Annotated in this window: 13 protein-coding genes and 2 pseudogenes; 7 read left to right on the forward strand and 8 right to left on the reverse strand. The window is 64.1% G+C overall.

Features of this window, described 5'->3' with window-relative positions; translation table 11 throughout:
* Nucleotides 1–20: 20 nt before the first annotated feature.
* Nucleotides 21–944 (forward strand): lysozyme inhibitor LprI family protein, encoded by a 924-nt coding sequence (locus tag NH14_RS17370; RefSeq protein ID WP_035525647.1) that lies wholly within the window; start codon nt 21–23, stop codon nt 942–944.
* 27 nt (nt 945–971) lie between these two features.
* On the opposite strand, the pseudogene NH14_RS17375 reads toward NH14_RS17370, so the two are convergent.
* The 4 genes and pseudogenes from NH14_RS17375 to NH14_RS17390 form a co-directional block, all read right to left on the reverse strand.
* Nucleotides 972–1,076, reverse strand: a pseudogene (locus NH14_RS17375) (helix-turn-helix domain-containing protein); the annotation flags it as partial.
* Between the two features lie 95 nt (nt 1,077–1,171).
* Entirely contained in the window at nt 1,172–2,680 is a 1,509-nt protein-coding gene (locus tag NH14_RS17380; protein WP_052147959.1) for an efflux transporter outer membrane subunit, read from the reverse strand.
* Between the two features lie 12 nt (nt 2,681–2,692).
* Nucleotides 2,693–3,955 carry an efflux RND transporter periplasmic adaptor subunit gene (locus tag NH14_RS17385; protein ID WP_084225314.1) on the reverse strand — a complete coding sequence of 421 codons (1,263 nt, stop codon included), beginning with the start codon at nt 3,953–3,955 and terminating at the stop codon, nt 2,693–2,695.
* 9 nt (nt 3,956–3,964) lie between these two features.
* Entirely contained in the window at nt 3,965–7,165 is a 3,201-nt protein-coding gene (locus NH14_RS17390) for an efflux RND transporter permease subunit (RefSeq protein WP_035525170.1), read from the reverse strand.
* 311 nt (nt 7,166–7,476) lie between these two features.
* Between NH14_RS17390 and NH14_RS17395 the strand changes: the two genes are divergently transcribed.
* The 6 genes and pseudogenes from NH14_RS17395 to NH14_RS17420 all read left to right on the forward strand — a co-directional run bounded on the left by NH14_RS17395 (nt 7,477) and on the right by NH14_RS17420 (nt 11,028).
* On the forward strand, nt 7,477–7,836 hold the full coding sequence (locus tag NH14_RS17395; RefSeq protein ID WP_035525168.1) for a DUF4148 domain-containing protein: 360 nt from the start codon (nt 7,477–7,479) through the stop codon (nt 7,834–7,836).
* 265 nt (nt 7,837–8,101) lie between these two features.
* Nucleotides 8,102–8,389: a response regulator transcription factor gene (locus NH14_RS17400; protein ID WP_035525166.1), complete on the forward strand. Its 288-nt coding sequence runs from the start codon at nt 8,102–8,104 to the stop codon at nt 8,387–8,389.
* Nucleotides 8,390–8,543: 154 nt separating this feature from the next.
* Nucleotides 8,544–8,834, forward strand: coding sequence for a hypothetical protein (locus tag NH14_RS17405; RefSeq protein WP_237179661.1), 291 nt, complete (start codon nt 8,544–8,546; stop codon nt 8,832–8,834).
* 104 nt (nt 8,835–8,938) lie between these two features.
* Nucleotides 8,939–9,279 (forward strand): annotated as a pseudogene (locus tag NH14_RS17410) (CoA transferase); the annotation flags it as partial.
* A gap of 44 nt (nt 9,280–9,323) precedes the next feature.
* Nucleotides 9,324–10,073, forward strand: coding sequence for an electron transfer flavoprotein subunit beta/FixA family protein (locus tag NH14_RS17415; RefSeq protein ID WP_035525161.1), 750 nt, complete (start codon nt 9,324–9,326; stop codon nt 10,071–10,073).
* A gap of 10 nt (nt 10,074–10,083) precedes the next feature.
* Nucleotides 10,084–11,028, forward strand: a complete 945-nt coding sequence (locus NH14_RS17420; protein WP_035525160.1) for an electron transfer flavoprotein subunit alpha/FixB family protein — start codon at nt 10,084–10,086, stop codon at nt 11,026–11,028.
* A gap of 107 nt (nt 11,029–11,135) precedes the next feature.
* Here NH14_RS17420 and NH14_RS17425 read toward each other — a convergent pair whose 3' ends face one another.
* The 4 genes from NH14_RS17425 to NH14_RS17440 form a co-directional block, all read right to left on the reverse strand.
* On the reverse strand, nt 11,136–11,300 hold the full coding sequence (locus tag NH14_RS17425) for a hypothetical protein (protein WP_161790837.1): 165 nt from the start codon (nt 11,298–11,300) through the stop codon (nt 11,136–11,138).
* 212 nt (nt 11,301–11,512) lie between these two features.
* A complete protein-coding gene (locus tag NH14_RS17430; RefSeq protein ID WP_084225312.1) occupies nt 11,513–12,499 on the reverse strand; it encodes a LysR substrate-binding domain-containing protein in 987 nt (328 codons plus the stop codon).
* A 118-nt stretch (nt 12,500–12,617) separates the two neighbouring features.
* A complete protein-coding gene (locus NH14_RS17435; RefSeq protein WP_052147958.1) occupies nt 12,618–13,724 on the reverse strand; it encodes a porin in 1,107 nt (368 codons plus the stop codon).
* Between the two features lie 78 nt (nt 13,725–13,802).
* Nucleotides 13,803–15,248 (reverse strand): purine-cytosine permease family protein, encoded by a 1,446-nt coding sequence (locus NH14_RS17440; RefSeq protein WP_052147957.1) that lies wholly within the window; start codon nt 15,246–15,248, stop codon nt 13,803–13,805.
* Nucleotides 15,249–15,286 lie beyond the last annotated feature (38 nt).

Raw genomic sequence — 15,286 nt, forward strand, 5'->3', positions numbered from 1 at the left:
TGCTTTTCGGGGAAAAGCGCATGAACGACACCGAGCATTCACCAGCCCGAGACGCGACGGCGCAAAGCTGGATTCAGCGGTTGATATGCTGGTTTTGTTTCGCTATGCTAATGTTTCCACATGTCGCGTCGGCGATGGACTTCAGGATTTCCTCCGAGCCACAACGCAAGCTAAAAATGGTGATCGGCGAGGGGAAGATTCAGGATGGCGATGCGGAGAAATTTCTGGCGGCCGCCAAATTGGCTGACCGTGATGCCGAAGGGCTCGTTGTTCTCGTTTTAAATAGTCCGGGAGGAAACGTCGAGGCTGCTTTCCGGGTCGTCGACGCGATGGACAAGATCCGCGTTTATACGCTGGTTCCAGACAATGCCAAATGCGCATCGGCTTGCGCTTCCATCCTGTTTGCTTCAGGGGAACGCCGAAGTGTCGTAGGTATGGGCAGGCTGGGCTTTCACAGTTGCTACCGGCGCGATAAGAAAAACTACGCCAAGGACTCGCTTTGCAACGAGATAATCGCGGCAAACGCCATGCAAAGGGGAGTCAGCCAGGTCGCGATCAATCGTTTCGTCAAGCAATACGGCGCACAAGACATGGCGTGGGTCGGACGCGATGTCGCCTGCAAATTGCTGCAGGGGCTCTGCAGGCCGGGACTGCTGGAGACGCAATCCGCGGCGAAGACGGCACTAGCGCAAAGTCGTGATTGCAGCAAGCTGATATCCGTTCAAGCGCGTCTTATTTGCGGGGATGCGGAGCTGACCCGTCTCGATAGCACATTGGCTGAAACCTATAATCAAAAGCTAAAGGCATCGTCCAACAAGGCGCGATTGCGAGCTGACCAACGAGCATGGCTTCAAAATTCCCGCAATGTGTGCGGCGATAAAGCTTGTCTGCTACGAAGCTATCGTCTTCGTATCGATGAGCTAAAGGGGATGCGGTCGGCCTGACCGCTTTGAGGCGTTAACACTCATTAATCAAGCTTGCGCTGCGGCGGGCAACCAACGGTAAAGCGCAGGAATGGATACACCGAGGTTCCTGGCGACGTCCTTGGGCGGCACGCCGCTGGCCCGTAGCTTCTTGATGTGCGTCCATCCTTATCGAAACTCATGGGGATATTGAGCAATCTAGAATAGAGTTTAAAGAACCGTTTTCGAGAACTCCAGGAACTTCGTTTTCATGTCGTGCCATTCGTATCGCATGGCTTGTCGCAAACCTGTGATTTTTCCGCTTTCTCGGATGCCCCCTTCAACACCCCCCGATCCCACCCTCCACCGAGCGCTTCGAGCAGATGCACGCTCGCATCGAGCCGGCGCTGTGCGATCTGCTCCTCGTTGCGCTCGTTCTGCAATGCGATGGTCTGCGCCGTGACCACGTCGAGATAGTTCACGGCACCCGCTTGATAGCGATCCGTCGTGAGCTTCAGCGATAGTTCGGCAGCGCTTGTCGCGCGCTGCTGGCTGTCCGCTTCACTCGCGAGCGTGTCGAGCGCGCTCAGGTTGTCCTCGACCTGCTGGAACGCCGTAAGCACGGTTTGCCGATAGGCGGCAACCGCAGCGTCGTATTGCGCATCCGCACCCTTGAGCGTCGCTTCGCGCCGGCCGCCGTCGAACAGCGTGCCCGCGAGCTGCGCACCGAGCGACCAGAACAAGCTGGGCGCGGTGAGCCACGGCGCGAAAAACGTGCTTTCGAGCCCCGCCGATGCCGACAGCGTGAGGTCGGGATAGAAGGCCGCGTGCGCCTCGCCGATGCGCGCGTTGGCAGCAGCCACACGCCGCTCGGCGGCGGCGATATCGGGCCGCCGTTGGAGCAGCGCGGCGGGTACGCTCGCGGGAATCGCAGGCACCATGGCTGGCTCAACCACGGGCGGCAGCGAGAACGTCGAGGCCGGTTCGCCGACCAGCGTCGCGATCGCGTGCTCTAGCTGAGCGCGCTGCACATCGATGTCCTGATCCGCCGTGTGCGCGCTTTCGAACTGCGTTTGCGCCTGCGCGACCGCCGAAGCGTCGATGGCGCCGTCTGCGAGCTGCTGCTGGACGATGCGCAGCGCGGCGGCGTAAGCAGTCACGGTGTCGTCAAGCAGCTTCTTCTGGCGATCGAGCGAGCGCAGGTCGAAGTAGTCGGCTGCGAGATCGCTTGCCACCGAGAGGCGCACTGATTCGAGATCGGCCTGGCTCGCCTGGGCGGTGTCGCGCGCCTCTACCGTGGCGTCTTTTACGCGCCCGAACAGGTCGGGCTCCCAGCTCGCGCCAATGCCCACCGAGTAGTCGGGGACCGTCTTGCCCGCCAGCGAGTGGTTCGCGAGGTTCTGCGAGGTGCGGTAGCGCTGCACCGCTGTGCCCGCGGTAATCGTAGGCGAGTAGCCCGCGTGCTGATAGTCGACCATCGCGCGGGCGGCCTGAAGCTGCGCAACGGCTTGCTTCACGGTCTGGTTCGATACGTCCACTCGGGCTTCAAGGCGATTCAGTTCGTCATCCTGAAAGACTGCCCACCATGGACCACGAGATTGACCGTCGGCGGGCGCCGCTACGGCCCATCCGGCTGAAGGCTGTGGCGTGCCCGCGTAATGCGCTGACACTGCCATTTCTGGCACGCTGTAATGAGGCAGCGTCGTGCATGCCGCGAGCGAAGCGGCGGTGCAGGCCACGACGATTCGGCGCAACGGAGCAATGCAAATGTCGAACATGATGGACCTCGCCTATGCCTTGCCGCCATGCGCTGCCGTGGCCACGCGCACGCTTTGGCCATTGGCGATGGCGTCGCCGGGATTGTTGATGACGCGATCGGTGGGCGCGAGGCCGGTGGCAATTTCGATGTAGGTGCCGAAGTCGCGGCCAATGCTCACCTGGCGCAACCGCACCTTGTCGTGAGCATCCACCACCGCGATGGTCACGCCATCGGGGCGGAACAGCAGGGCGCTCACCGGCACTTCGAGCGATGGCGTGGCCGTCGAGAGCGCAAGATGGACTTGCGCGTAGGCGCCGGGGATCAGCGCGCCGTCGGCGTTGTCGACGTCGACTTCAACGTGCAGCGTGCGGCTCACCGGATCGATTGCGTTGGCGCTGCGCGCGACCGTCGCCGGGAAGCGCCGCCCTGGATACTGCTGCGTCGCGAGCCAGACGGAAGTGCCGGGCGTGACGCTGCTGGCGTCGTCCTGCGGCACGTCCACGTAGACGCGCAGCCGGTTCGTCTGCTCGATATGGAAGAGTTCGCCCGGCATTGCCGCCAGGCCGGGCGTGCCGCCCGCCGTCACGAGCGCGCCCACCTGAACGTTGCGCACGGTAATGACGCCGTCGAACGGCGCCGTCACGCTCTGGTAAGCGACCAGCTCGTCGAGGCGCGCGACATTGGCCTGCGCGCCCTGGAGCGCGGCGAGCTTCGCCGCGGCATCGCTCGTTTTGGCGTCGGCGTCCTGCTGGGCGACCGATTGCGTTTGCAACATCGTCTGCCAGCGCTGCGCGGTGCTGCTCGCAAAGCGGTAGTTCGCCTGCGCGCTGGCTTCGTCGGCACGCGCCTGCTTCAGTTGCGCGTCGAGTTCGGGCGTATCGATTCGTGCGAGCGTCTGGCCTGCTTTCACGTGCGCGCCGATATCCGCGTACCACTGCTGCACGTAGCCGCTCGTGCGCGCATAGATCGACGCGTCGGCCCACGGCATGACCGAACCGGGCAGCAGCAGGTCCTGGGTCGCTGGCGCGGGCTTGGGCATGACCGTGGCAACGACCAGGTCGCGCTGCACGACCACCTGTGCGGCCTGCGCCTTGCGTGCGTCGAGCCTGGGGACGATGCCGGCCGCGAGCAACGCAACGGCGAGGCAGCCTAAGCCAAGCACGAGCGCATGGCGCCTGCGAGCGCCCGAGGCGGACGGTGAGGCAGATGAAGGCGAGCGCGGCTGTGCGGCCTCGGCGCGCTCCGCCGGTTCCTGAGCGGCGACACGATCCTCCGATGGAGTTGGCATGGTCATATGGATTCCTTATTGAGCGTGAGTAGTCTCGTCGGTCTCGACGCCAGCCGTGCACACGGCGCGGCGCTTTGCAAGCCACCCGTGCACCATGCCGAACACGACCGGCACGAACACCAGCGTCGACAGCGTGCCGATCGCGAGTCCGCCGATCACGGCCCGCCCGAGCGGCGCATTCTGCTCGCCGCCGTCGCCGAGGCCTAGCGCCATCGGCAGCATGCCGATCAGCATGGCAAGCGCAGTCATCACCACAGGGCGAAAGCGGTTGAAGCCCGCGTCCAGCGCGGCCGCAAGCGGCGCCATGCCGCCTGCGAGCGATTCGCGCGCGGCGTTTATCACGAGGATACTGTTGGCCGTGGCAATGCCAATGCACAGGATCGTGCCCGTGAGCGCGGGAACAGAGAGCGTCGTTTGCGTGACGAACAGCATCCATGCAATGCCCGCGATCGACGAGGGCAGGCCGCTGATGATGATGAGCGGATCGAGCCACGACTGGAAGTTCACGACCATCAGCAAATAGACCAGCGCGATCGCGAACACGAGGCCGAGCGCAAGCCCGCTGAACGAGGCGTTCATCGACTGCACCTGGCCGCGCACCACGATCGACGAGCCCGGCGGCAGTTGGGCGCGTGCGGCGTCGACGAGCTTCGCCACGTCGGAGGCCACGCCGCCGAGATCGCGTCCCTGCGTGGAGGCGAAAATGTCGAGCACGGGCTGCACGTTGTAGTGCGAGACCACCGCCTCCTGCTCGCTGCGCGAGACCGTGCCGAGCGTACCGAGCTGGTTCTGCGGATTCGCCGTGACCGACTGCGTGGTGATCGGCACATTGGCGAGCGTTTGCAGCGAATGGATGTCGTATTGCGGCACCATCGTCGTAAGCGGATAGCTCACGCCGTTCTTCGGATCGAGCCAGAAGTTAGGCGTGGTCTGCGAGCTGCCCGAGAGCGCGATCAGCAGATTCTGCGCGACGTCGCGCTGCGTGAGGCCGGCCTGCATGGCCTTGGTGCGGTCGACGTTCACGTTTAGCGTGGGTTCGTCGCCGGGCTGCTGGATGCGCGCGTCCACGAGCCCGCGCACGCCGCGCATCTGATCGAGCAGGCGGTTCGCCACGATGCGGTTCTGGGCCAGCTTGTTGCCCACGATCTGCACATCGATAGGCGCGGGCAGACCGAAGTTGAGGATCTGGCTCACGATGTCCGCGGGCAGGAACGAGAAGGTCACGCCGGGAAACGACGCGTCGAGCACATTGCGCAGCTTCGCGACGTATTGCGCGGTGGGCCGGTGCTTCGGCGCGAGCGTGACGAGAATGTCGGCGTCCTCGGGGCCGATCGGGTCGGACGAGTCGTAGGTGAGATTGATGCCGCTCACCGGCAGGCCGATGTTGTCGAGCACCGAAGCCTGTTCGGTGGCGGGAATCACGGTGCGTATTTTCGCTTCCACTTCGTCGGTGATGCGCGCGGTTTCCTCGATGCGCGTGCCGGTGGGCGCGCGCAGATGCAGACGGATTTCACCGGAGTCGATTGCGGGGAAGAAGTCGCGCCCCGTGAACGGCACGAGCGCGAGCGAGCCCAGACAGATCGCGAGCCAGATCGCGACAAAACGGCGGCGGCGAGCGACGGCGCCCACAAGCACGGCGTGGTAGCGGTTGCGCACCGCCCCGAAACGCTTTTCGAATCCGCTCTGGAAGCGGCTCAGCTTGCCAGCAAAACCCCGCGCGGGCGTTGAATTTTTCGATTGCGTGCGCAACAGATACATCGCCAGCGTGGGAATCAGCGTGCGTGAGAAGAAGTACGAGCCGCACATCGCGAACACCACGGCTTCGGCCATCGGCACGAACAGATAGTGCGCGACGCCCGTGAGCAGAAACATCGGCACGAAGACGATGCAGATGGAAAGCGTCGAAACAAAGGTCGGCACGGCAATCTCGCCTGAGCCGTCGAGGATCGCGTCGTGCAGCGCCGCGCCGCGTTCGAGATGGTGCGTGATGTTCTCGATCGCGACGGTGGCATCGTCCACGAGAATGCCCACTGCGAGCGCGAGCCCGCCCAGTGTCATGATGTTGATGGTTTGGCCGAGCGCCGAAAGTGCGATCAGCGAGGTGAGCACGGAAAGCGGAATCGTCACCGCGATGATGAGCGTGGCGCGCCAACTGCCGAGAAATAGCAGGATCATCGCGGCCGTGAGGCACGCAGCGATCAGCGCCTCGCGCACCACGCCGGAAATGGCGGACTTCACGAAGAGCGACTGGTCCGAGAGCGGCGTGATCTTGAGCGCGCTGGGCAGGCCCGCTGCAATCTTCGGCAGCATTGCTTTGACCTGCTGAATGATCGAGAGCGTGGAGGCGCTGCCGGTTTTCTGCACGGTGAGCAGCGCGGCGCGCTTGCCGTCCGCGCGCACGATGTTGGTCTGCGGCGCATAGCCGTCGATCACATGCGCGACATCGCGCACGTAGACCATGCTGCCGTTCACGATCTTGATGGGCAGGTCGTTGAGCGCGGCCACGGTCTGCGTGCTGCCGTTCATCTCCACGTTGTATTCGCGCGTGCCGATTTTCGCAGTGCCGCTGGGCAGGATCAGGTTCTGCGCATTGACGGCGTTCACGACGTCGACGGGCGCGAGGCCCTTCGCCTGCAGTGCCTTGGGATCGAGCTGCACCATGATCTGGCGGACCTTGCCGCCATAGGGCAGCGGCACGGCCGCGCCCTGGACCGTGGCGAGCTGCGTGCGGATGAAGCTGTTACCCAAGTCGTAAAGCGACTGCTCGGGCAGCGAATCGCTGGAGAGGCCGAGTTGCAGCACCGGCACCGTGGAGGCGCTGTAGGTGATGATGTTCGGCGGCAGCGTGCCGGGCGGCAGGACGCGCAGGATCGACGCCGAGTTCGAGGCCGCTTCGGCAATCGCGCGGTTGATGTCCGCGCCCGGATGGAAAAACACCTTCACGACCGACACGCCGTTGAGCGACTGCGATTCGATGTGCTCGATATCGTCGACGTCCGAGGTAAGCGCTCGCTCGTAATTCGAGGCGATGCGATGCGCCATATCCTCGGCTGAGAAGCCGTTGTACGTCCACACGATGCTGACGACCGGGATGTCGATGTTCGGAAAAATGTCAGTGGGCGTGCGCATGATCGCGAGCGGCCCGAGGATGAACAGCAGCACGGCGAGCACGATGAACGTGTAGGGGCGCTTGAGGGCCAGTTTGACGATCCACATGGCGGGGTCCGGTGGGTGAGGCTGAAGCTGGGGCGGGTCCGCCCATCGGCAACGGGCGGCGTGACGGACGCAAGTATCGGAAGGGAGCGCTTACCTCGTGCTGACCCTTGCATTACGGATCTGTTATCTGCGCGGATAACAAACTTGTAATGAGCGGGTCAGGTTCGGGTCAGCGGCGGGCAACCAGAATGAGGACAACTTTCGCGGGAACCGGCATACGGGTTCTTTCGAAGGCGGGCCGAAGCTGCCTCATTTCCCGATGCAGCAGCCATACATGCAACTCCACGCAACCCCATGCAAAGGTGAACATCATGAAAGCACTCATTTCCGCACTGCTCGTTTCCTGCGCCCTGGCCGCTCCGGTTTGCGCATTCGCCCAGGCGAACGCTGCCAGCACGTCCAGCACGTCCAGCACGTCCAGCACCAACGGCCCGGTCACGCGCGCCGAGGTTCGCGCCGATCTCGTGCGCGTCGAGCAGGTGGGGTATCGTCCTGCGGCTGCCGATAACAGCTATCCGGACGACATCCAGCGCGCCGAGGCCATCGTCGCGCAAGATCAGGCGAAGCCGGGCGACGGCGCGGTGGGCGGCGTCGCCCTGTCGGGCAGCTCGGATTCGGGCAGTCACGCCACCCCTCGCGCCGATACGCGGTCGATTTACGCCGGGCATTGAACATCGGGCGGTGCGACGGCATGGGCAGAAATTCGCTCGCGCGTGGGCTTGCGGCTGTGGGAAGCGCAACTGCAGGTGCTCGCGCGCGAATTCGATGCGTGCGCCGCGAGCATCCCGCAACTGCTCGCGGTGCCGGACGGCGCGGACACCGTCGGCATCGGCGGGGCCACCAATCTGCTTTCGTGGCATGCGATGCACCAGGGCGACTTCGAGCGTACCTGCAACGCGGCCGCGCTGATGGGCGAAGTGCTCTACGAATTCAGCCGTGCCCGCCTCCGACGGCGCGCAGCGCCCCGGCGAGTCGCGCCAGCAGGCCAGCGCGTTCGACCTGCTCAGCGAACGGGAGACCGAAATCGTCCGGCTGCTCGTGCATGCGATTCCGAACGAGCGCATCGCGCGGGCGCTGTCGATCTCCCCCGAGACCGTCAAGTGGCAACTTAAAAGCATCTACGGCAAGCTCAGAGTGTCGAGCTGCGATGAAGCGGTCGCGCTGATCCGCAATGCGCATCCGGGGTCCAGCGACGGTTCGTGGTTCGCCGATCCGCCGCTTTGACTCCCGCTTTCGCGTAGTTCCGCTGCATGCGCCGCCCCCCAATCGCAGGGGGTTGGATGCGCCCACGCGGTCGCTATGCTCATGTCCTGGCAGGTGTGCATCGGTTCGATTAGCCGCATGCCGCCTCATGAACGGAGCAGCGCGGGAGACAGCGATGATGGGGCACGAAAAAGCGCATAAAAGCGCGCACGGAAGGTCGTTGCGCGCGGTAATCGAGAAGTGGCTCGCGCCACAACCCGCAGCGCAGATCGTGCTGACCCGCGTGCAGCCATGCCGCTCGACGCCGTGGCGCTGCGTGCGCGTCGAGACGGCGAGACATTCCGGCGGCTATGCCATCGTGTTCTTCAGGCACCACGACGGTTCGTGGTGCGTATTCCCCCCACCATTCACGCGCCCGGCCATGGGCGGCGGCCACCCGCAGCCCGCCCTTCGCGCCACCCAATGAGGGTGGTCACGCGCTTGCCCCTATCTGGCTTACTTGAGTGGGCGTAGCGGTTGCTCATGACGGCAGGAATCGCCAGACAAGTCCAAACATGACGGAGACAAACAATGGGTGTGTTAAGCGGAATTCGCGTCCTCGAATTCGAGGCGATTGGCCCCGCCCCATTTGCGGTAATGATGCTGGCCGACATGGGCGCGAACGTCATGCGCATCGATCGGCCCGTAGCGCCGGACGACCTCGGCCCGAACTCGCGCGTAATCCGCGGCTCGTCTATGGCCGCATGATGGGTTGGGGGCAGACCGGGCCGCTCGCCGCGCGCGCGGGCCACGATCTGAACTACATCGCGCGCTCTGGCGTGCTTTCGGGCATCGGCCGAGGCGCAGACAGCGCACCGGTGCCGCCGCTGAACCTCGTTGGCGACTATGGCGGCGGTGGCATGCTGCTGGCCTCGGTAGTTAGTCAGGACTGGGAAACTAATTTATGGAGGCAAAGATGAAGGTGTTGGTAGCAGTCAAACGAGTCGTCGATTTCAACGTCAAGGTCCGGGTCAAGTCGGATGGCACGGGCGTCGATCTCGCGAACGTCAAAATGAGCATCAATCCGTTCGATGAAATCGCCGTTGAGGAAGCCGTGCGCCTGAAGGAGAAGGGCGCGGCGACCGAGGTGGTGGCCGTATCGTGCGGCGCGAGCGCTTGCCAGGAAGTACTGAGAACCGCCATGGCGATCGGCGCCGACCGCGGCGTGCTGGTCGAAACGGATGCGGCGTTGCAGCCGCTCGCCGTGGCCAAGCTGCTCAAGGCGCTGATCGACAAGGAGCAGCCGCAGCTCGTGATCCTCGGCAAGCAGGCAATCGACGACGATTGCAACCAGACCGGCCAGATGCTTGCCGCGCTGATGGGCGCGGGCCAGGCCACGTTCGCCAGCAAGGTCGAGCTCGCCGATGGTCAGGCAGTTGTTACGCGGGAAATCGACGGCGGCCTCGAAACCGTGAAACTCTCGCTGCCGGCAATCGTCACGACCGATTTGCGCCTGAACGAGCCGCGCTACTCCACTCTCCCGAACATCATGAAGGCGAAGAAAAAGCCGCTGGATACGGTAACGCCGGAGCAACTGGGCGTAGACGTCGCGCCGCGCCTGAATACGCTCAAGAGCGCGGAGCCCGCCGGGCGCAGCGCCGGCGTGAAGGTGCCCGACGTGGCCGCGCTGGTCGCGAAACTGAAGAACGAAGCCAAGGTAATTTGAGGGAGCTGCAATGACTGCGCAAGGCAAAGTGCTGGTCGTGGCCGAACACGATCACGTTTCAATCAAGAACGCAACGCTCAACGCTGTAACCGCCGCGTTGCAATGTGGCGCCGAAGTTCACCTGCTGGTTGCCGGCCATAATGCCGGCGGCGCGGCGCAAGCCGCTGCGGACATCGTCGGTATCGCGCGCGTGTTGCACGCGGACGCACCGCAACTGGCCGAGGCGCTTGCCGAAAACCTCGCGGCGCAGGTAGTGGCGCTCGCGCCAGCCTACGGCCACATCCTGTTTGCTTCGACGAGCACGGGCAAGAACGTCGCGCCGCGCGTAGCCGCGCTGCTCGACGTGGCCCAGGTCTCGGACATCACGCGTATCGTGAGCGCCAATACCTTCGAGCGTCCGATCTATGCGGGCAACGTGATTGTCACGGTGCAAAGCAGCGATGCCGTGAAGGTCGTGACGGTGCGTGCAACTGCATTCGAGGGCGCGGCTTCGCAAGGCGGCGCGGCAGCGGTGGAGCAGGTGGCTGCCGTGGCGGACACGGGCCTGTCGAGCTTTGTCGAGCGCGTGGTGGCGAAGAGCGATCGTCCGGAGCTTGCCGATGCGCGCATCATCGTGAGCGGCGGCCGCGCCATGGGCAGCAGCGAGCGATTCCACGAAGTACTCACTCCGCTCGCCGACAAGCTGGGCGCGGCGCTTGGCGCATCGCGCGCGGCCGTGGATGCGGGCTTCGCACCGAACGACTGGCAGGTCGGGCAGACCGGCAAGATCGTCGCGCCCGAGCTTTATGTGGCGTGCGGTATTTCCGGGGCGATTCAGCACCTTGCGGGGATGAAGGATTCCAAGGTGATCGTCGCCATCAATAAGGATGCTGAAGCGCCGATCTTTAGCGTTGCAGATTATGGGCTCGAGGCCGATCTTTTCTCGGCGGTGCCGGAGTTGATCGCCGCTATCTAGAGAATGAAAGGGACCTCCCCATCCCGAGGCTGCCGCGGAAGTTTTGATCTCGTCGTGAGCAGTCGGGGGGGGAGGCGCTGGGTACCGGCGCGCGCAAGCGTTGGCGTTCAGTGACGTGACGGGCGCTCACCAAAGCGCGGTACATCCGATTTCGGCTCGTGCTCCGGCTGATCGGACTGGCGCTGCGCGGCCGCTTCCCGATCGAGGCGCCTGCTATCCATCGTGGTTCGCCGTTCCTTGGTCAACGCTCGGCGTAGCTTGGACTTGAACATGGAGTTTCTCCTTTTGGCTAATCTGGAGGGGCTCAAGGTACAGCAGGACCGCACCGGCGCGCAACACCCTTGACGCATGCGGCGCCCGCGCGCTGGCGCCCCGGTCCGAATCACCACGGCGCCTGACTCGTCAGCGCGAACTGCGTGAGCGTGTCATTGGCGCGGTGCGAAACAATTGGCTGCAACGCTTATTTGCATCAGAGCCGAACTGACTACGTTCCAGTCCTTGTACGCGAGCGGGACGTCCGCGCGGGCGCGCCGGGCGGCGTTCGCACCTTCGCCTGTGCTCCGCCGATCCCGGCCCTGGCAAACGTTTCGGCCAGAAAATCCACGCACACCTTGACCTTGGCCGACTGCGCGAGGCGCTCAGGAAACACCGCCCACACATTGGCCGGTTGCGTCACATCGGGCAGCACTCGCTGGAGCTTCCCTTCGTCGAGCAGGGGCTGGACGTCCCAGATCGAGCGCAGCACGATGCCGCGCCCCGCCAGCGCCCATTGCACCGCCGCCTCGCCGTGATTCGTCGAAAGCGGCCCCGTCACCTTCACGCCCACCGTCTCGCCGCCCGCGTTCAGACGCCAGACGCCGAACGGATGATCGCGTTCCTTGATCGCGAGACAGGCATGCGACTCCAGATCCGCGATGCGCTGCGGCACCCCGTGCGCCTCCAGATAAGCGGGCGCGGCGCACAGCACCCGATAGTTCGTCGCTAGTCGCTTCGCGATCAGATGGCCCGCGATTTCGTCGCCGATGCGCACGTCCAGGTCGAAGCCTTCGCCCGCCACATCCACCACGCGATCGAACAGATCGAGCCGCACGTTCAGTTGCGGATACTGGTCCTGCAAATCCGCCAGCGCGGGCGCGACGAACTGGCGGCCAAAGCCAAAGCTGCTTGACACGCGCAGCGTGCCGCGTGGCATGCGGCGCGTGCTGGAGACGTCTTCGACGAGCTGGTCCACGTCGTCGAGGATTTTTTCCGCCCAGGCGAACACGCGCTCGCCCGCCGCCGTCATCGCCACGCGTCGCGTCGAGCGGTGCAGCAAGCGCGTGCCGAGGCTCGTCTCGAGCACGCCCACTCGCTTGCTGACGTAGGCGACCGAAGCGGAGAGCGCCTCGGCCGCCCCGCTGAAGCTGGACTTGCGAGCGACCATGCAGAACACACGCAGGTCGCCGAGTTCGGGTGAGGCGGGCAGTTTCATAGCGGGAAGTCTGACAAATGCACAGGCCGGCACGCGGGCGTGAGCTATGGGTGCCGACGCGGGGCACGGTGGCCCGCGGCGGCATCTTCGCTTGCGCCCGCAGCGTCGGAACGCGCGCTTAAAACGAATGGCGCATGCCGATGCGTACGTCAGCCTGAGTGGTCGTGGTGGATGGCGTAAAACTATAGCCGATCACCGCGTCCACGCCCTGCGAAGCCTTCAACCAGTCGCCCGAGATGTAGACATCCGTGCGCTTCGAAAGCAGGTAATGGAAGCCCGCCGAAAGCATGTTCCAGTGGTGCCCGTCGAAGTGCGTGTACTGGTAGCCGCCAATCAGGCTTGCTGCAGGCGTGATCTGCCAGTCCGCGCCGCCTTCGGCCACCTGCATGTGCTCGGTCTGCCCGAACGCCTTGAGCTGCGTGTAGGTGAAATCGCCCATCAGCGTGACGGGACCCATCACGTAGCTCGCGCCCACGCCGAACGCGCCCTGCTTGTCCACCGGAAACGGATTGCTCGCATAGAGGTCGGTGATCGCGCCCGAGGCAGGATCGACGCTCACCGTGGGCCGGCCGAAGAACGTGTGTGTGCCGATCATCGCGTACGGGTCGAAGGCATAGATGCCCGACGGGTTGTTCAACTGCGTGTACGCCGTGCCCATCGAGAACGCGCCGTGCTGATACTGCGCGCCCACGCTCCACGCGCTGCCCGTGTGGAATTGGCCCGGCGTATTGCTGAACGAGTACATGCCGCCGAACTGGAAGCCGCCGTAGCTGTTCGACATGAACTTCACGGCGTTAGGCAGATGGTCGCCGTTCATGCGGTCGAAGTCACCCTGGTTGATGGCGTAGCCGCTGGCCCATGCGCTGACGTTGTACGTGTAGACCATCTCCTGCGTCATGTCGATCTGGTTGCCGAAGGTGAGCGTGCCCCAGTCGCTTTCGATACCTACATAAGCCTGACGTCCAAACAGCGAGCCGCCGTTCGAGATCTGCCCGTTACCCAGGTGAAAACCGCTTTCCAGCTTGAACACGGCCTTCAATCCGCCACCCAGATATTCGGTGCCCTTCAGGCCCCAGCGGTTGCCATACGAGACGCCATCGTCGAACTTCACCTGGTGCGAGCCACCCGCGTTGGAGACGTAGGTGACGCCGCCATCGATGATGCCGTACAGCGTGACGCTGCTTTGCGCATACGAGGCCATCGGGAGCGCGGCGAATACGAGCATCGCCGCCTGCAATGCGGTAAGGAGTACTGTATTCCGCAATTTATGTGTCTTATTCATGATGTTATGGGAGTAAGCGGATCAGTTCAGGCCACGGTCGGCTTCGCGCACGAGCTGGCGTTCCTTTTCGAGGTCGAGCGAGCGGCAGGTCCACAGGTAGACCAATGCGGCCACGGGCAGGCCCACGAGCATTGCGATGTCGGTGCCGCCCAGCATGCGAGCGACCGGCCCGGTGTACATCTCCGTCTTGAAGAACGGAATCATCGCAACGAAGCCCACGACGTACGCGGTCAGGCCGCGCCAGTTCCAGCGCCCGTAGATGCCACGCGGGTTGAAGATCTCGCGCACCGAGTAGCTCGAGTGACGCACGACGAAGAAGTCGATCAGGTTGATCGCGGTCCACGGCGTGAACAGATAGCCCAGGATGCCGAGGAAGTCGCCGAACTTGCCCATGAAATTATCGGAGGCCGAGAACGCGAGCGAGGTCGCCACGATAGCCACGATAACGAGGCTCACAATACGCTTGGTCGCGCTCGACCTGAGCGGCTTGAACGAGTCGGTGATGCTCAGCAGCGTGAGCGAGGCGCCGTAAAAGTTCAGGCCGGTAATGGCGAGCAACCCAAGCAGCGAGAGCAGCAGCGTGACTGTGCCGAAGCCCGGATAGATCATGTCGCCCGCACGCTGAACTGCGTCCGAGATTTCGATCTGCGAGTTGAGCGCCGCCGCCGCCGTGCCCACCAGCATCATCCAGATGCCGCCGATGAGCGCGCCGAGGAAGGTCCACCAGAAGGTGGCGCGCACGCCGGTATTGGGCGGCAGATACCGCGAGTAGTCCGAAACGTAGATGGACCACGAGAGCTGGTAAGCCGCTGCCGAGAAGAGTTGCACGAGGAATGGCGTGGTCTTGAAGCCGGCGAGACTCAGCTGGCCTGCGGGGAACTGCACCTTCATGCACACGCCGATGCTGAAGATCGTGAGCGCGGCCAGCAGCGCGAACGCGAGCCAGCGCTGCGCCTTGTGGATCAGGTCATAGCCAAACACGGCGAGCGCGACCGACAGCACGGTGAAGACGATGTAGCTCACGTGCGGTTCAGTGCCGAGCAGGTGATGCGCGGTCTGCCCCGCCATGAGCTGGTTGAACGAGTTGTAGCCAATATAGGTGACGAGTGCGACCACCCACACGAGCAGTGCGCCCATGTAGCCGAACTGCGGGCGCGACTGGATCATCTGCGGCAGCCCGAGCTGCGGCCCCTGGCTCGAATGGAACGCCATGAAGAAGGTGCCCAGCATGTTGCCGAGCACGATGGCGATCGCGCTCCACAACAGGTTGCCGCCCATGCTGATGCCGATCGCGCCCGCCGCGATGGTCGCGAGGTTCGCATCGCCCGTAAACCACACGGGCCACAGGTGCCAGGCCTTGCCCTTGCGCTCGGCAAGCGGCACGTAATCGATCGAGCGCGATTCAATCCGCGATTTACCGCGCGACGGCTCGTTGGCCAGCGCGTCGGCGATTGCCTCTTGTGACATGTCTCCTCCAGTTGTGGGGTAGCTCGAGCGGCCCCGCA

Origin of the sequence: Paraburkholderia sacchari (assembly GCF_000785435.2) — a bacterium.
Lineage (GTDB): Bacteria > Pseudomonadota > Gammaproteobacteria > Burkholderiales > Burkholderiaceae > Paraburkholderia > Paraburkholderia sacchari.

What these genes read in the sequence shown, in the direction of transcription:
- NH14_RS17370 (WP_035525647.1), top strand. Translation starts at nt 21, where the DNA reads ATGAACGACACCGAGCATTCACCAGCCCGAGACGCGACGGCGCAAAGC.
- NH14_RS17380 (WP_052147959.1), bottom strand. Translation starts at nt 2,680, where the DNA reads ATGTTCGACATTTGCATTGCTCCGTTGCGCCGAATCGTCGTGGCCTGC.
- NH14_RS17385 (WP_084225314.1), bottom strand. Translation starts at nt 3,955, where the DNA reads ATGACCATGCCAACTCCATCGGAGGATCGTGTCGCCGCTCAGGAACCG.
- NH14_RS17390 (WP_035525170.1), bottom strand. Translation starts at nt 7,165, where the DNA reads ATGTGGATCGTCAAACTGGCCCTCAAGCGCCCCTACACGTTCATCGTG.
- NH14_RS17395 (WP_035525168.1), top strand. Translation starts at nt 7,477, where the DNA reads ATGAAAGCACTCATTTCCGCACTGCTCGTTTCCTGCGCCCTGGCCGCT.
- NH14_RS17405 (WP_237179661.1), top strand. Translation starts at nt 8,544, where the DNA reads ATGATGGGGCACGAAAAAGCGCATAAAAGCGCGCACGGAAGGTCGTTG.
- NH14_RS17415 (WP_035525161.1), top strand. Translation starts at nt 9,324, where the DNA reads ATGAAGGTGTTGGTAGCAGTCAAACGAGTCGTCGATTTCAACGTCAAG.
- NH14_RS17420 (WP_035525160.1), top strand. Translation starts at nt 10,084, where the DNA reads ATGACTGCGCAAGGCAAAGTGCTGGTCGTGGCCGAACACGATCACGTT.
- NH14_RS17425 (WP_161790837.1), bottom strand. Translation starts at nt 11,300, where the DNA reads ATGTTCAAGTCCAAGCTACGCCGAGCGTTGACCAAGGAACGGCGAACC.
- NH14_RS17430 (WP_084225312.1), bottom strand. Translation starts at nt 12,499, where the DNA reads ATGAAACTGCCCGCCTCACCCGAACTCGGCGACCTGCGTGTGTTCTGC.
- NH14_RS17435 (WP_052147958.1), bottom strand. Translation starts at nt 13,724, where the DNA reads ATGCTCGTATTCGCCGCGCTCCCGATGGCCTCGTATGCGCAAAGCAGC.
- NH14_RS17440 (WP_052147957.1), bottom strand. Translation starts at nt 15,248, where the DNA reads ATGTCACAAGAGGCAATCGCCGACGCGCTGGCCAACGAGCCGTCGCGC.